Genomic DNA, 15011 nt, shown 5'->3' on the forward strand with positions numbered 1-15011 from the left:
GCGCTCGGCTGCGCTCTACCACGCCCCAGCCAGCGGCCCGTAGGGCCGGGTCAATGAGTTCGGCGCGGGTTTCGGCTTCGTTCACGATGCCCTCAATTTGATTTGAAGCACTTTTGCCCAGAGTTCCCAGAAAGCGCTTCCATCATGGCTCAGTGGTTGGGCCATTGTCAGTAGGGGGCAGTGATGGCCCAATCCGCTCCCGTGCGACCTCAATGGCCTGGTGCAGCTTATTTTGCAGCACCTCCTTGGGCGGCAAGACCGTCAGATACTCCGCCACGTGAATACCGCTGCGGTCTAGCTCTAGCAGTTCAATCTGCTCCTGCTTCTTGCCGGCGCAGAGGATGATGCCGAGGGGTGGCTCTTCGTCCGGCTCCTGGTCGTGTTTTTGCAGCCAGCGCAGGTAGAGTTCCATCTGGCTTTTGTATTCGGGGCGAAAGTTGCCCAGCTTCAGATCGATGGCAACCAGGCGTTTGAGTTTGCGGTTGTAGAACAGCAGGTCGATGTAAAAGTCGTCGTCGTCGATTTGCAGACGCTTCTGACGGGCAACGAAGGTGAAGCCTGCCCCCATCTCCAGCAGGAACCGCTCGATTTCTCGCAGAATGGCGTCTTCGAGATCGCGCTCGGTGTAGCGGTCTTGCAGATTTAGAAAATCGAGGATGTAGGGGTCGCGCAGCAGCAGGTCGGGAGAGATCTTTTGCTCGTTGCGGAGCTGAGCCAGGTCGTGGCGAATGGTGTCTTCGGGCTTGCGGGAAAGGGCGGTGCGCTCGTAGAGCATGGAGTCAAGGCGTTCTTTGAGTTGGCGCACGCTCCAATTTTCGAGCTGGGCCAGTTCGATGTAAAAGTCGCGTTTGAGGGGGTCTTCCATGCCGCTCAGCATGCGCAGATGAGACCAGCTCAATTTGGAACACAGTGTGTTCACAATTTCTAAATCGGGGAAACGTTCAGCAAAGAGCAGGCAGAATCGCAGTTGTCGCTCACTCCACCCTTTGCCATAAACCTGGGTGAGCCGTTCAGCTAATGACAGGACGATTTGCTTGCCATATTCGGCCCGCTGCCCCTGCAACACCTCGGTTTGGATGCGTGTGCCCACTTGCCAGTACAAAAGGGTGAGTTCGGCGTTGACGGCCACGGCAGCGCGTTGCTTGGCGGCATCAATGAGCTGCCCAATGTCTTGAAATAGTTGATTGCTGGGTTGAGTCAGGTCATTGCTCACGCTGCTGCCACCTCCTGCGCTACGTTTGAGGCTTGGGCGGCAGTATTGGCGGTTAGGTCGCCAGAGAAAGCCTTTTGCAGAATCGATTGTTTAAGTTCGTTGAGGGCAGCGATTTTCTGTTGGTAGAGATCCTCAAGACGCCCAGCTTGGCATGATAACTCATCCAATTGACATGCAATTACTTTTTGAGTTTCTAAAGTAGGAAATGGAAATTTTTGATTGGCAAATGTGCCCATGTTAATATTTTCCCTAGCAGTTCCCTTGCCTTTTGCCTTAATTTCAGACTTAAAGAACTGCAAGAGATACTCAACATAGTCACTACTTGCGATGTCATTATCTACTACGATCCCAATGACGCTATCTGGGAAACAGGCATCAAAGCCAAGAATGGCAGTTTCAGCAATGTTAGCTCCAACAATTGCAATACATACTGTCCCTCTAGGCCAAAGCTCACTCTGTGCAAGACCAGATTCGTTATAAGTTTGTGAATAATCGGTGATTCGATGTTTCGAGTTGCCAATGTCGCCAGTTTGTATGAGGGGATATTTTCCCCCATACAATTTTTTGTCACCTCTGGGTCTATGCTTAGACTTTCCTCGGCCAAATTTTATTGAAATTTCCTGAAGCGTTAAATCCCTCCAGTCGTCGCCCTTGCGGGTGAAGATGACATTTAAATAGCTTTCAAAGAGTTCATGGGTGTTAGCGAGGTTCTTTTCGGTGTTAGCGATCGCACCATCAATCCCCTCAAACGCCTCATCCAATATCGCCACAATCCGCTTCTGCTCAGCAACTCGGGTAGGAACGTAAACCAACTCACCGTGGACGTGGTTACGGTTTAACGTTGGCACACCAGCTCCACTTGAAAAACGGGTCAGGTCAAATTTATTGAGCAGGTAGAAAACAAATCGAGGATCGTTACCGTGAAAGTCTTTTACGTACAGCGCGGTATTTAACGGCCAAAAGTCTTCCTCTATGAAGAAAATAGAACCGATGCTGCCGCTTCGTCCAGTCACAACACCAGGCCCAGCGACTTTCGCTTCCACATGAGTATCAATGCAACCACTCGAACTCATGAGAGGGTATTCGCCTTGCTGCCTGAGTCTTTTAGGTAGGTCAAACCCTCTCTGAAGAGTGCAAACATCTCCCAGTTCTTTAATTACCCAATCCTTCCTCACAGCATCCCCCCAATTCCTGCCAAAATCTCAGCACTCTCCGCATCTAGCGCCGTAATCTCATCCATGATGTCCTGCGGGTCGCGGAGGGGGTCTTCTTCTGGGGCGTTGGGGTTCTTCACCGACAGGTCAAAAGTTTGGGGGTCAATATCCTCCAAATCCAGAAACCAAGACTTCGCCGTTTCCGCAAATGTCGACTGGAGTTCCACAAACTCTTTCAGGTCGTCATCATTTAGCGAATTTGTTTTGCCCATATTCCGCCCTGGGTCGAGCTGGTAATACCAAATCTTCTCCGTCGGCTGGCCCTTCTCAAAAAACAGCACCACCGTCTTCACCCCCGCCCCAATAAACGTACCGGCAGGGCAATCCAGCACCGTATGCAGGTTGCAGCTCGACAGCAGCTCTCGCCGAATGGCGCGGGCAGCATTGTCAGAGTTCGACAGAAAGGTATTTTTGATCACCACCGCCGCTCTGCCGCCCTGCTTCAGCATCTTGATGAAGTGCTGCAAAAACAGAAACGCCGTTTCCCCCGTTTTAACCGGAAAGTTTTGCTGCACCTCCTTCCGCTCTTTGCCCCCAAACGGCGGATTCGCCAGGATCACATTGAAGCGGTTCTTGTCTTGAATGTCGCTGAGGTTTTCCGTCAGCGTGTTGATGTGAATGATGTTCGGCGCATCAATGCCATGCAGAATCATGTTCATGATGCTGATGACATAGGCCAGGCTCTTCTTCTCTTTGCCCGTAAAGGTGCGGGTTTGCAGGTCTTCGAGCTGCTGGGTGGTGAGCTGGCCCCGACGCAGGTATTCATAGGCTTCGCACAAAAACCCCGCTGAGCCGCAGGCCCCGTCGTAAATGGTCTCCCCCAGTTGGGGCTTCACCACCTGCACCATGGCGCGAATCAGCGGACGCGGCGTGTAATACTCCCCGCCGTTGCGCCCCGCGTTGCCCATGTTTTTGATTTTGGCCTCATACAGGTGCGAGAGTTCATGCTTCTCTTCCTGAGAGCCAAACCGCAGCTCGTCGATGTACTCCAGCGCATCCCGCAGGCTGTAGCCACTCTGAAACCTGTTTTTGATCTCCCCAAAAATCTCACCAATCTTGTATTCGATGGTGTTGGGGCTGCTGGCCCGCTGCTTAAACCCTTGCAGGTAGGGGAACAGCTGCCTGTTCACAAAGTCGATCAGGTCGTCGCCGATGAGGGCGTTGTCGTGGTCGAGCTGACCGTCTGAAAGCTTGGGGGCAGCCCAACTAGACCAGCGGTAGGGCTCATCGAGCAGGAAGGTATAGGGCTTGCCGAGGAGTTCAGCTTCGATCGCTTTTTCGTACTCCAGGTCGTCGAGGTACTTCAGAAATAGAAGCCAGGAGGTCTGCTCGGTGTAGTCAAGCTCTGTGGTGCAACCGGCTTCCTTCCAAAGGACATCATCGATATTTCGGAAAGTCTGCTCAAACATAGAATCGCGCCAGATAGGAAAAACCTTTTTGCCCCAAGGGTACAGAGCCAGCGGTACAAAAATGCCCCATCCATTTTTGCCCAGAACATCCCTAAAGCGCCATCGCTTCACCAGACTACAGCCTGTCCCAGCCGCCCTGTTTGCCCACAAGGCAACTGGAATCGTAACCGGGGCTGCTTCAGTAACTCAGGGCGGCGATCGCCGCCCTCTTCTGCTCTGGGGACACCTCCAGATACCGCTGCAAGCTAGCCAAGCTGCGGTGGCCGCTGATCTCCTGAATCACCCGCAGGGGCACCCCAGCATTGCTCAGGTTGGTCAGGGCCGTGCGCCTAAAGCTGTGAGTGCTAATCCCTACCCCCTCCAGCCCGGCGTAGGCCAGCGCCTGGTCCAACAGCCAATCCGCCGAAGACCGGGCCAGCTTACCCCGGCCATGTCGCCCCGGAAACAGGTACTCCGCCCCGCCGTTGTCGTAGGCGGCCAGCAGCGCCGCCAGCCTGGGGTGAATGTCGATCTGTCGGGTGGCCAGCTTGCCCTTGGTCGCTTTGGCGGGTAGCACCAGCACCGAGCCTTTGACGTCGCTGGGTCGGAGTGCGATCGCCTCACTCACCCGCAGCCCGCAGTAGAGCATGATGCCGAACAGGGCTTTATCCCTAGGAGAGTCCATCGCCGCGAATAGCTGGGCAATTTCATCGTGGGTCAATACCTTCGCCTGGCCGTTCGTGCTCATTGGATCCGTAGTGCGCTTGCTTCATTCTACTAGACGTAACTAATTTTATGTCTAGTAGAAATCGACGGTTTATAAGGGCTCTAGGATATCGGCATTGGCGAAGGGTGCCAATTACGCTCTACTTATCAATCGAGCACCGCTAGAAAACGCTGAAACCCGCATTCCACCGTTAATTAATAAGATGGGCTTATATCGCCGCAGCTACAGGGCCATAATTTAGGTAATTAAGTATATACACTCATAAGGCCGTCGATTCAGCGTGAGTAGCTTTAAGTAAGTAGGTGCTGACTTGCTTACTGATTTACTTACTGACTGTCAACCTCATTCAAAAATTTATCGATGAGTGTGCGGACTAGGGTGCTCATATCGGTTTCTAAATCTTGAGCTACGGCCTTTAAGCGTTTGTGCCTAGACTTAACGAGATCTACAGTCATCCTCACTCGTGGCTCTGATTTACCCGCCTTGAACTCTGCCAGAACTGAGGCCGTTAAATCGGATGGCTCTTTAGAGGCTGGCTGTTGTGGTTGCTCTGCTGTCGGCGGTGGATTCTCTGCCACAGCATCAGGATTTTTTAGAAACTCCTTCATCACATCCTGCGATAGCTTCTTTCTCTCAGGCATCTTTCAGCAGCTCCATCATTTCCTTAAATAGCTCGGCATATTCCCTAGCGGCTATTCCCGCAGGGCTACCTGTCATCGAGAAAACCGTCGCACCCTGGCCAAAGGCATCGGCTACTATCTGCCGCTGGTGAATGATAGTGCTCAGCAGCCTAGTCTCTGGGATAGCTCCTAAGACCTCGCTGGCCTCACCTTTTAACCGGGTGCCCTTGACTGCCCTTGCCAGAAATAAAGCAGCTTGAGGTAATCCCCCTCGAATCTTCTGGGCTTGCTTTATCAGCCTCACAGTATCGCCAGCGCTGGCCAAGTCAACTCCGGTAGGCTGGCAAGGGACGGCAGCTAGGTCAGCCCATAGGATTGCTGCCCTAGTGGCCTCGGATAGATTAGCCGGGCCATCGATGACAATCCACTGATATTCATCAGCCAACTTAGGGAGGGCATCGAGCAAGGCATCAGGATCTTGAATCACTTTGCTCTCGATGTTCTGCCCTAGCGACTCAAGCCATATAGATGAGGTGCGCTGGCCATCGGCATCTATAAGCAAGCATTGCGCCCCCTGTCTATGCAGCCACGCTATCAGGTGAACGGCGGTTGTGCTTTTTGAGCTACCGCCTTTTTGATTAATGACCGCGATCACAGGCATCGACTTACCGAGTGAGAGTCAGCCAATTATGATTCAGTATTACAATAAACACAAACTGATATCAGTAAGTATTTACTGACTTACATCAGTATTTTTTACAGTCATCAGGTAAGGGTGGCCGCCGGGGGATCTTGCCCAGGGGTAGGGTGGTCGCGCTGATCGTTGGCTATACCTCCGTGAGTTAGATAGTCTCTCAGGCGCTTGAAGGCAGCTTTGCCAATATCAGCCGGGCTAACCTCCCACTCCCCACCTACAAACGGATTGTTGTCGCCTAGAGCGGCCTGTAGCGCTGTCCAGTGAGCTTTGATGGTATCGGAGTTGTCTCGTTGTCCTCGGTCTGCCCCTTGGGGACTACCTGAAACAGTAGGGGTAGGTGATTTCGGTATGGGCTCAAGGAAGCAAGGCAACGCCTCAAACTTGCGGGCCTTAGTGCCCTGCCTACCCTGGTAGTCGATGTCTAATCGGTAGCAAGTATTGCCGCTCTCATCCGTAACCCGCGCCTGCACAGTGGCCACCTTGCCGCAGTAGGGCAGCCAAGTCCCATCGTTAATGACTACGCGATCGCCCTTACGGAATTGTTGAGCGGGTTTAGTTGCTGTTGCCAGGGGCAATTCCAGGGCCGGCTCAGCTGTCTGTGAAAGTCCTGTACCACCCTGTAACCCTTGATTTTCCTGCTGGTACAGGGCAGTTATGTTAGGAACGTTTTGTACCGTTACCGCTGGCTGTGGTACAGTCCCTCCCAGTAGGTGAGACCAACTCGCTTTTTCTTTCAGAAAAGTACTTTTGCTAAAGCCTCTTTTAAACTGCTCTTTTGCCCACAGGTTGAACTGTCTTAAGAGTTCGTTCTGAGAGAAAAATTTTTCCCCTAACTCTTTGGCTTTATCAATGCACCATTGCATCCGGCTTATTGAGTCCTGCTGCAGCCAATCCTGCCATTGGGTGTCGGGTGCTGTTCGGTTGTGCTGTGCGCTGGGAGATTCCCAATACTTTATGCACGACTTTGCCCAACGGTATCCCCATCCGTTCTTGTCTTTTGCTAGGTCGCGCCTTGATTTGAAAGAGGCAAACTCACTCCACCCTGGTAATTTGGGGGCGTTGTCAGTGATGTATGAACCCAGCTCCTCAATCGTTCTTTTGCCTAGCTTGTTGTAGCCCCAGTTGGCGAGCTGCCGAAGGGCGTCATTAGTTTCTCCAGGGCCAGTAAGGGCGATCGGTGGCAATAGAGGCCATTCGGCAGGAGTAGTGTTGCTGGGGCGTTCCTGTGATGTTACAGGTGTTCTTCCCTCTGTTATTGATTGCTGGACTAACTCTTCTAACCATGTCGGGGCTTGGGCTACCTCAACATTTTGAGGTGAGGTGAGCCACCAATACTTTCCAGTTTCGGGGTGAGCTGACGGGGGCAGCACCTGCATTTTCCCGTCGTAGCCAAAATCCAATTCTTGGCCAGGGCCTGCAATGATTTTCTTCCCGCCCCAGCCGCCAGCTGCCGCAATCAACGCCTGTGTAGTTTCTGAGAACTTATAGAACAGTGCCCTCCGTTCATCTTTACCAGAGGTACAGCATGGGGTTGCTGGTAAGTCTCCGCTGCTTATGGCGGCTAGCAGCGCTTTAGCTGCCGGGCCGTCCTGGTCAATCCTTACCAGACTGTTTCCAGTGCGCACGCCGAACCCGTCCCACTGCTGAGTGTATTCGCCCTGGTCGGTTGCGATCGCAGTGCCGTTTAACAACTGGTGGGCTAGGTAACCACGGGGTAGTGGGTCTTCTGTTGCCCAGTTGGGTCGCAGGGGGCGTTTGTCGTTAACTGGGGTTAAAGGCCAGTCTATAGGGATGTCTGGTAGAGCGTTTACTAAATCTGTGGGGTCGAAGCGGATCCCATCTGCTACCCTTAAGGGGGTTGCAGTTTCCCCTAGGTTAGGTACTATATTGGAGCTAATGCCAGCCCGCCGCTGACATTCTTTGATTGACATAACGGGTTTTCCTTGCCGCGTCTACGGCTATAAGGGATTCCCCCTGATAACCTCGTGTCCTTTGCCGCCAAGCTCCGGGAACACGGGGTTATCTTTTTTTGGGGATAGAGCGTTCTTTGCCGCCAAGCTCCAGAACGCCCTGATTGCAGGGTTATTGTGGTTTTAAATCGTCAGGGTGTTCATCAGATTGCATGTGCTCCTTGGAATAACGGATCCGAGCATTACTAGCTTTGATATCGCTTTTGGCCTGTCTGTCATCATTCCTTCAACTCCCAGGTCTCTGAGCTGCTACGAAGATTCGACCTCGATTGTCTCAAAACTTTGATCCGTGCTTCCTTTTCCTGTAAGGCTTTGAGAGCCTTTGAACGCAAAGAATTTGATGTGTTCTGAGGGGTTTTGCCGATGTACTCAGCAGTCTGGGCTTGGCTCATCCGATAGGAGCCATCGGGCATCTGAAAACCATCGACCGACAGCGGTCTGACCTCAACCATGGCCCGGTGGGCTTTGTCGCCGCTCTGAGTCATGACGCATTCCCTTTCTGTGCTACCCACAGGGCGATCGCCTGCTCTATGGCCTCGCTCTGAGTTACTCCTGATCGGGCCAGCGCTACTTTGAACTCAGTTATCAGAGTTTTGGGTATCAACCCTGATATTTGCCCATAGTCGGGATCTGCCTTGCGGTTACCCGCCATCGCATTAGCATCCATAAATTTTGACTCAATAGTGCCACACGATTTCTAGCGCGATCCGCTTTCTAGATTTTATTTTGGCACAACTTCTAGAATTCGTGCTATCAATATTTCTAGAAACGTATTGTGACCGGAACAGAGGTGTAACAACCAGGTTCCACCACATCGCCCAAAGCATTGATTTAACGAAGATTTGATCTGTAACAAGAGGTGTAACGACGTGGAACGTGAACCACTATCGATTCGCAAGTTTGCTGAGGTCTGTGGGGTATCTCATACCGAAATCGGTCGCAAGATGACCGCCCTGGGTATCTCAGGCACGCCCCAGGGCAAAGGATTGCCCACCCTGCTCAGCCCTGCCGAACAAGACAAAATTGCCGCTGTGCTGTTTATTCCTGCAGAACCGCCCGCGCCACCTGCTCAGCATGTGGATGTGTTGGGCAGTGGCCTCTCGGTCTATACACCCCCACCGCTGGCGACTCGGGGCGTTAACAGTGAACTCAGCCGCCACCTGCAACAGCAGCAGCTCACCCAGGCGATAGGAGCGTTTAAGGGCAATCAGGCCAGCTTTAGAAACGCTCTGCTAGGCATGGCAGCTGAGTCGGGTCGCCAGCTGGGCCACGAGATGGCGATCGCAGAGATGAACGCCGCCCTGGCCACCCATCAGCAGCTGCAAAACACGGTGGGAAAGGAACTGGGCGTCGTCACAGACGCGCCCGATACCGCCGCCTAGCTCTGCTGGCCCTGGCTACGGTTGGGGTCGCGATCGCAGTTTTGTTCACTCACTAAATCCCACACAGCAATCGCCCATTAATTCCTACCTGACAGGGTGTCATCATGGTTTTTCGAGCCGCCCCACTGGGGCAAGCGTGGCAGAAATATCGATCGCAATCACCCCGCATGCAGTGGGGCATTCCCTTTGCAGCGGCCGCCCTGGGCGGGATCGCCCTGACTATCTATTTGCCCTACCGAAGCAGCCAAACCCCTCCCGCGCCACGGGTTCCAGGCGCTTACGACTTCACGGGCACCGACCCATTAACCCTAGCAGGCATGATGGGCAGCGAAGAACCTGAAGAGGTTGCTAACGCGCTGGTGCAGATTTTGCCAGCCTATGACCTGTGGCTACAGGATCAGATGGCCAAAACGCTGGATTACCCCATCGCCAAGGAAACCGAGCGGCTTTTAGGTGAGGCCCGCAAAGAGGTGGCGACGGCCTCTCTAGACACTAAAGATTCGGTCGGCGACATCGACCTCGGTGGGTGCGTTGAAACCCTAGAGCCCGTGCAGTGCATCCTGTTGCGCTACGCCGGGGACGGCATCCGGCAGATGAACGACGCATTGCAGACCGATGATGCCTACGCCCTGACCCAGGGGCTGGTGCGCTACCACGCCGCCATCAGGGGCGTATTCCCGCAAGAGTACGTGCGGTTTGATGGCTCAGAACTGACCCGTGGGCTCACCGGTCAACGATTCGCCATCATGCGCCTAAAAGAGTATCAGCCTGCCGCACGCAGCCCGGTCAATCCGCTACTCATCAACCCCCGCACCACCCCACCAGACCTCATTAAGGAGTCTATGGAGTAGTTTTATGGCGCTTTACCTTGGCAACCGACAACAGCAGATGCTCAGTATGGGCCTCACCCTCAGCGGGTTAGCCGCCCTGGTGGTGGGCGGAGCCTTGGCGTGGGCCAATCCTCAGCTCTACAACCCCCGTGTCTATGAGGATGCTTGGGTATCGGGGCGGATGCAGGGGCAGCTAGAGTATCAAGCTCCGACCGACCGGCGCGGCCAGGCGCTGGGGCAAGCGCTGATGGCCTTTGGGTTTGTCCTAGGCGGCAGTGGCCTCTATCTGGCCTCTGGTGACCCCGCCACCCTACGCCCTGAAGCACTCCCCAGCAACCGCGCCGATGGCCTCAAGGGACTGAAAGGCATTGGGGCTAAAGGTTCCCCAGGTGAGCTGGTGCCTGAAGATGCGGTTATGGCATCGATCAAAACCAAGATCATGCACCTGGTAGGGGCGAATGAATGGCTCCGGCAATGCCTGATGGCCCCTACCGTGGTGATCGTCGGCGACAGCGGCAGCGGCAAAAGCACGATCGCCAATGCGATCGCCGTGCTCCGGTTCATCCTGTGGGGCTGGCCAGTCTCCATCTTTGACCCCCATGCCAAAGAGAACCTGCAGTTTTCGACCTGGCTAGTGGGGCGGCTCTATGGCTTAAGCCGTGACCCCGAGGGGTCGATCCGCGAAGGGCTCATGCAGGCGATGAAGCCCTTTGAACCTTTCGCCCAGGACAACAAAACCCGTCACACCCTGATCTGCGACGAGTTTACCGGCTGGTCTGACGGTAGCTATCCCGGACTAGCGCCCATTGCGCAACCCACGCTCAGCCACGCCAACCGCACCACCCGCAAGCAGGGCCACGGCATGATCGTGCTGCTGCACGGCGACAAAAAGGGTACGGCTGGCGGTGAAGACTTGGGCAGCGGCATTCTGGAGTCGGTACTCAGGTTTGCCGCTGTCATCAAGGTGGACGGCAAAACCGACGATTGGGGCAACCCCTGCTGGGCTGGAACCGCTCGGTTTAAGCCGCCTGGTAAGCCCTACAACGACAGCGAAATGAGTCCGGTGGTGGTGCCCGAGCTGATCAGTCCTGGTCGGCTCAAGCGCGAGCTTGGCGATCTCCTAGAGTATCTGGGCATTGGCCTGGAGAACGACCCAGCGCCACCCGCACCGGTCATTCCCCAGCAGGTGCAGCAGACCGTAGAAGCCGCTTTTAATCCCGAAGCCTGGCAGGCGATCGCAGAACGCCTCTACCAAGGTCCAGTCGCGGCCGATGCGCCAGGCCTTGAGGTTCTGCCTGATTGGGAGGCCATTCGCCCCATCGCCGAGTTGCGATCGCTGCTGCTGTTCTGCCGGCAGAAGGGATGGCGCACGGCTGAGGTTGCCCGCCTCAAAGGCAGCTGGGGTAAGACCAACAAGATCACCAGCCGCGAGGCCATTAGGAATTTAGTCGAGACCGCGATCGCCGCCAATGTAGCGGTGTGGTCGGCCAAGAATCGGGACGGCGAGGGTTCCGAGTTCCAGATCTTGCCAGGATGGCCGTCTTGGCCCACCTGGCTTGAGTAGGGGCGGTGCTGGAGAACGTGGGGATGTTGGGGCCACAAAGGTTTCAGCGTTCCCCACGTCTCCCCACCGCACCGGTTTTTCACCACATCCACACCAGAGGAAATTATGGGTAAACATCACACTCCAGTTTTAGGCCCCAACGGTCAGCCTGTTTCTAGCAACGGCAGTCGCCCAGCGCTGGATGACAAAGCTAAAGGCGTAATCGGTGAGATCTCCACTGGCTACTACCTGTGGTGGTGGTGCATTACGCACCCGGTCAAGCTGCTGCTGTACTCCATCGGCGGGGTAGGGGCTCTTGCTACGGCCATCCTGGTTTTGAACTTTGGCATCTCTTTAGCGGTTGGCGATGGTCCTTCAGTCATTCGCCCGATTCGGCGCGCCGACGTGGGCGACTGGGGCGATCGCGCTGGGCGCAACACCCGAGACTTTCTGGAGCAGCGGCGACAGCCTGCCCCGGAGCAGTGAGAGCCGCCGTAGTGCTAATGGCCCTGATGGTACTGGCCCTCGATCTGGCCGCCCCAGGGCAATACAAATTCAAGTGGATTAACGATGGTCAGCCAGCCCTACAGCTTAACTATCCAGATTCCCCGCCCCAGTGATGAGGTTGGGCGATGGCTGCTCACTGGGCTGCTGATTGCACCAGCGATCGCCGCGATCGTTCACCCTGGCTTAAACCAAAAGGCCGACAACTTGTTGGCCAAAGGGGAATTTCATGTAGCCCTGCCAGCGGTTCGCCTTTTCGGTAAGCAGATCATTCCTAGCAAAACCCTGTTTTACCGAGCTTCTCCCCTGGTGGGTAGTTCGGTGCCAACCGGGGTTAGTACCGGGCTCAGCGATGAACCCGTAAAGGTGGGCATGACTGTGGCCGGTTTTCCGGTCACCTCCAACTTTGGCAAACGCCCCCCACCGTGCCCCGGCTGTAGCAGCGACCACAAAGGCGTAGATCTGGGTACCCCCACCGGCACCCCGCTCAAAGCGTTTGTGGCTGGCACCAAGGTCAGCTGCTGGTGGGATAGTGGCGGTGGGGGGCAGGTGGCCTCTATCTGGATTGGCCCCGAGTTCTACCAAGCGCTGCACCTCAGCAGCTGTAGAAACGGCACCTACGGCCCTGGTGAGGTCTACGCCCGCACGGGCAACAGTGGCAGCGGTACCGGGGCTCACCTGCACTGGGAACAGAAGATCGGTGGGTCAAAGGTGCAGCCCAAAAAAGGGGTGCTCGAAGCCACCCTAACCGGTGCACCGCCCGCCGGTGCTGACCTATCGCCCTACTTGGGCAGCGCTGGCGCGGGCAAAGACTTAGCCCAATTTGTAGCCCAGTGGGAAGGGTTTCGCCCGTGCCCCTACCTCGACCCCGTTGGAGTTGCCACCATTGGCTACGGCACCACCCGTTACCCCGATGGCCGCGCCGTGGCTCTGGGTAACTCCTGCCTCACCGAGGCTCAGGCCGCTGAGTATAAACGCCATGATTTGGCTAAGTTCAACGCGATCGCTAAGGGTGCGATCGCCCGTCCTATGACCCCCGCCCAAGAAACGGCATGGACTAGCTTTATCTACAACGTTGGCCCCGCTGGGGCGCAGTCCACCGCTGTGCAGCGCTTTAATGCAGGCGACGTTGAGGGAGCCGCCGAGGCTCTAAAGCAGTGGGACAAAGGCAAGGTCAATGGGCACATGAAAACCCTGCCGGGGTTAGTCAACCGGCGAGCCGAAGAAGCAGAACTACTCAAGCAATAGGAGTTCCTATGTGTCGTCCCCTTTTGGCCTTGGCCGCGATCTCCCTCGTTAGCAGCAGCTGCACCGTTCGCCCTACGGGTGATGGCGGTATTGCGGTGGCCCCGATGCAGGATACCCCCGTCAATATCAAAGCGTTGGTAACTCAGCCTGAGGCACCAACCCCCGAGCTCAGCCCAGCCCCAGCAGCGGCACCAGCAGGGCAATGTTCCCCCGCTACGATTGCCTATGGGGAATGGTTAGCCGCCCGCATTACGGGGCAAAAGGAGGGTAGCCGGGTCAATGTACGGACCCAGCCCTCTACCTCAGTCCACATCGGTAGCTATGGCTTGGTCGGGGAGTCAATCGCCGTCATGGGCGAGGCGATCCAACCGGACTGTTCAAAGTGGTATCACGTTCAATTCCCCACCTCTGGCTTTCAGGGCTGGGTGTTTGGGGATTTTGTCTCTATTCAGAAATAGACAATGACCATCCCCTAACGCTGGCTCTACGGCGGCTCCAACCACAAACACCACCTGCAGATGTCGGCCACCGGCGCGAGCGCACTGTGCTGCCTCAGCGCGAACCCTGGGTGTAGCAATGTGAGCCTGCTGTAGCGCGATCTCGCAGAAAACAAACAAAACCCCCACGGGCCAGCGGTGCCGGTGGGGATTAGTTCTCAGGGTGCATCTACGATTCAGGACTCCTGCCCGCTGCTAGCTCATGGTGCCCTCGTCGGTGGGGGCGGTAGCAGGGGTAAGCTGTTTGGCGTAAATGGAATTTCACATCTGCCCCTGGCGATCGCTGGGGGTTTTGTTTTGGGCTCTAGTCCAGCCTGCCTAGTTGCGCCGGGAGGCAACTATTCAACACCACCCTGCAGTTAACTCGCTCAAGGCGACTGGGCACAAACCTCTCGCATCGCCTCAAGGCATAGTACCAGCGGATTCTTGCTACCCAGACCCAGGGGCTTGGGATAGTTCCGGTTAGACCACACCCGCGAAGTATCAAGCGATTGCGCCAGCCGTATTAATGTCAAGATAAGCTTGAATCAGGGTATCGACAGCTGGAGAGGAATTCAGACCGAGCTGAGCAAGTGTATCGTCAAAGGGCCCCCCAAGCTGAGACCAGGAAAAATCCTGGGACCCGGAAGCGTTAACCTGCTCAACCACTTCTTGATACGACCAAGCGGTTTCACCAGCACGGAATGTATTAATGCGATTAACTTCATCACGCCAGTCAAGGAGAACAACGCGACTGTTACTTTGAAGCACATCGAACACCAAATGGCGCCCGTCATCGATTGTGGAAACTAAAACATTCTCGGCTGAGGCCCCTTCCAGATCGAGGACGTCATTAGGACTATTCCCGCCATCGAGAATCACAGCAGTCTGATTAGCCGTAATACGGTAGGAATCGTTGCCAGCCCCGCCAATCAGAATATCAAAACTGTCGATGGCCGAGCCTGACACAAGCATGTCGTCGCCGCCAAACCCAAATGAGACAGTAAACGGTTGACCTATGAGTTCATCCACACCATCAGTTCCCTTCTGGAAAGCAAAAGGCCCGATCTTCTATTAGACGACACTGAACGTGGCGGGTGACGACAGCTAGATAGGCGGGAGAGGTGTTCTCCCTGCCCCTTGAGTCATCACTGAGACCGGATCCAATTTAAGCTAATAAGAAAAGACACTGAAGGTAT

The 15011-nt window shown here is 55.2% G+C and carries 16 protein-coding genes and 1 pseudogene; 6 read left to right on the forward strand and 11 right to left on the reverse strand.

The features are described from left to right. The 10 genes and pseudogenes from IQ273_RS35885 to IQ273_RS20630 form a co-directional block, all read right to left on the reverse strand. A pseudogene (locus tag IQ273_RS35885) lies at nt 1-85 on the reverse strand (type I restriction endonuclease subunit R); the annotation flags it as partial. Nucleotides 86-142: 57 nt separating this feature from the next. After that, entirely contained in the window at nt 143-1213 is a 1071-nt protein-coding gene (locus IQ273_RS20590) for a PDDEXK nuclease domain-containing protein (protein ID WP_313898184.1), read from the reverse strand. Further along, nucleotides 1210-2388 (reverse strand): restriction endonuclease subunit S, encoded by a 1179-nt coding sequence (locus IQ273_RS35425; RefSeq protein ID WP_313898185.1) that lies wholly within the window; start codon nt 2386-2388, stop codon nt 1210-1212. Before IQ273_RS35425 ends, IQ273_RS20590 begins: the two co-directional genes overlap by 4 nt. Beyond that, complete coding sequence (locus IQ273_RS20600; protein WP_194025039.1) at nt 2385-3836, reverse strand: N-6 DNA methylase; 1452 nt, start codon at nt 3834-3836, stop codon at nt 2385-2387. The genes IQ273_RS35425 and IQ273_RS20600 overlap by 4 nt, the downstream gene beginning before the upstream one ends. 178 nt (nt 3837-4014) lie before the next feature. Next, nucleotides 4015-4563: a site-specific integrase gene (locus IQ273_RS20605; protein WP_194025040.1), complete on the reverse strand. Its 549-nt coding sequence runs from the start codon at nt 4561-4563 to the stop codon at nt 4015-4017. A 305-nt stretch (nt 4564-4868) separates the two neighbouring features. Further along, a complete protein-coding gene (locus IQ273_RS20610) occupies nt 4869-5183 on the reverse strand; it encodes a hypothetical protein (protein ID WP_194025041.1) in 315 nt (104 codons plus the stop codon). Beyond that, nucleotides 5176-5823, reverse strand: coding sequence for an AAA family ATPase (locus IQ273_RS20615; RefSeq protein ID WP_194025042.1), 648 nt, complete (start codon nt 5821-5823; stop codon nt 5176-5178). The genes IQ273_RS20610 and IQ273_RS20615 overlap by 8 nt, the downstream gene beginning before the upstream one ends. Nucleotides 5824-5927: 104 nt before the next feature. Then, complete coding sequence (locus IQ273_RS20620) at nt 5928-7790, reverse strand: bifunctional DNA primase/polymerase (RefSeq protein WP_194025043.1); 1863 nt, start codon at nt 7788-7790, stop codon at nt 5928-5930. Between the two features lie 257 nt (nt 7791-8047). Beyond that, a complete protein-coding gene (locus IQ273_RS20625; protein WP_194025044.1) occupies nt 8048-8314 on the reverse strand; it encodes a hypothetical protein in 267 nt (88 codons plus the stop codon). After that, nucleotides 8311-8496 carry a hypothetical protein gene (locus IQ273_RS20630; protein ID WP_194025045.1) on the reverse strand — a complete coding sequence of 62 codons (186 nt, stop codon included), beginning with the start codon at nt 8494-8496 and terminating at the stop codon, nt 8311-8313. The genes IQ273_RS20625 and IQ273_RS20630 overlap by 4 nt, the downstream gene beginning before the upstream one ends. Nucleotides 8497-8698: 202 nt before the next feature. Here IQ273_RS20630 and IQ273_RS20635 point away from each other — a divergent pair, with 202 nt between their 5' ends. The 6 genes from IQ273_RS20635 (at nt 8699) to IQ273_RS20660 (ending at nt 13794) form a co-directional block, all read left to right on the forward strand. Then, nucleotides 8699-9211 carry a hypothetical protein gene (locus IQ273_RS20635; protein ID WP_194025046.1) on the forward strand — a complete coding sequence of 171 codons (513 nt, stop codon included), beginning with the start codon at nt 8699-8701 and terminating at the stop codon, nt 9209-9211. A gap of 104 nt (nt 9212-9315) precedes the next feature. Next, entirely contained in the window at nt 9316-10062 is a 747-nt protein-coding gene (locus IQ273_RS20640) for a hypothetical protein (protein WP_194025047.1), read from the forward strand. Between the two features lie 4 nt (nt 10063-10066). Then, entirely contained in the window at nt 10067-11605 is a 1539-nt protein-coding gene (locus IQ273_RS20645; RefSeq protein ID WP_194025048.1) for an ATP-binding protein, read from the forward strand. A gap of 105 nt (nt 11606-11710) precedes the next feature. Next, nucleotides 11711-12070 (forward strand): hypothetical protein, encoded by a 360-nt coding sequence (locus tag IQ273_RS20650; RefSeq protein WP_194025049.1) that lies wholly within the window; start codon nt 11711-11713, stop codon nt 12068-12070. 84 nt (nt 12071-12154) lie between these two features. Further along, nucleotides 12155-13336, forward strand: coding sequence for a glycoside hydrolase family protein (locus tag IQ273_RS20655; RefSeq protein ID WP_194025050.1), 1182 nt, complete (start codon nt 12155-12157; stop codon nt 13334-13336). Between the two features lie 8 nt (nt 13337-13344). Further along, entirely contained in the window at nt 13345-13794 is a 450-nt protein-coding gene (locus IQ273_RS20660; RefSeq protein WP_194025051.1) for an SH3 domain-containing protein, read from the forward strand. 522 nt (nt 13795-14316) lie between these two features. On the opposite strand, the gene IQ273_RS20665 is transcribed toward IQ273_RS20660, so the two are convergent. After that, the gene (locus IQ273_RS20665; protein ID WP_194025052.1) at nt 14317-14844 is read right to left on the reverse strand and encodes a hypothetical protein; all 528 of its coding nucleotides are present in this window, start codon (nt 14842-14844) and stop codon (nt 14317-14319) included. Nucleotides 14845-15011: the final 167 nt, after the last annotated feature.

This window comes from Nodosilinea sp. LEGE 07298, assembly GCF_015207265.1.
GTDB lineage: Bacteria > Cyanobacteriota > Cyanobacteriia > Phormidesmidales > Phormidesmidaceae > Nodosilinea.

Excerpts from the sequence above, each read along its gene's own strand:
- IQ273_RS20600 (WP_194025039.1), bottom strand. The coding sequence starts at position 3,836 with ATGTTTGAGCAGACTTTCCGAAATATCGATGATGTCCTTTGGAAGGAA.
- IQ273_RS20605 (WP_194025040.1), bottom strand. The coding sequence starts at position 4,563 with ATGAGCACGAACGGCCAGGCGAAGGTATTGACCCACGATGAAATTGCC.
- IQ273_RS20610 (WP_194025041.1), bottom strand. The coding sequence starts at position 5,183 with ATGCCTGAGAGAAAGAAGCTATCGCAGGATGTGATGAAGGAGTTTCTA.
- IQ273_RS20615 (WP_194025042.1), bottom strand. The coding sequence starts at position 5,823 with ATGCCTGTGATCGCGGTCATTAATCAAAAAGGCGGTAGCTCAAAAAGC.
- IQ273_RS20620 (WP_194025043.1), bottom strand. The coding sequence starts at position 7,790 with ATGTCAATCAAAGAATGTCAGCGGCGGGCTGGCATTAGCTCCAATATA.
- IQ273_RS20625 (WP_194025044.1), bottom strand. The coding sequence starts at position 8,314 with ATGACTCAGAGCGGCGACAAAGCCCACCGGGCCATGGTTGAGGTCAGA.
- IQ273_RS20630 (WP_194025045.1), bottom strand. The coding sequence starts at position 8,496 with ATGGATGCTAATGCGATGGCGGGTAACCGCAAGGCAGATCCCGACTAT.
- IQ273_RS20640 (WP_194025047.1), top strand. The coding sequence starts at position 9,316 with ATGGTTTTTCGAGCCGCCCCACTGGGGCAAGCGTGGCAGAAATATCGA.
- IQ273_RS20645 (WP_194025048.1), top strand. The coding sequence starts at position 10,067 with ATGGCGCTTTACCTTGGCAACCGACAACAGCAGATGCTCAGTATGGGC.
- IQ273_RS20650 (WP_194025049.1), top strand. The coding sequence starts at position 11,711 with ATGGGTAAACATCACACTCCAGTTTTAGGCCCCAACGGTCAGCCTGTT.
- IQ273_RS20655 (WP_194025050.1), top strand. The coding sequence starts at position 12,155 with ATGGTCAGCCAGCCCTACAGCTTAACTATCCAGATTCCCCGCCCCAGT.
- IQ273_RS20660 (WP_194025051.1), top strand. The coding sequence starts at position 13,345 with ATGTGTCGTCCCCTTTTGGCCTTGGCCGCGATCTCCCTCGTTAGCAGC.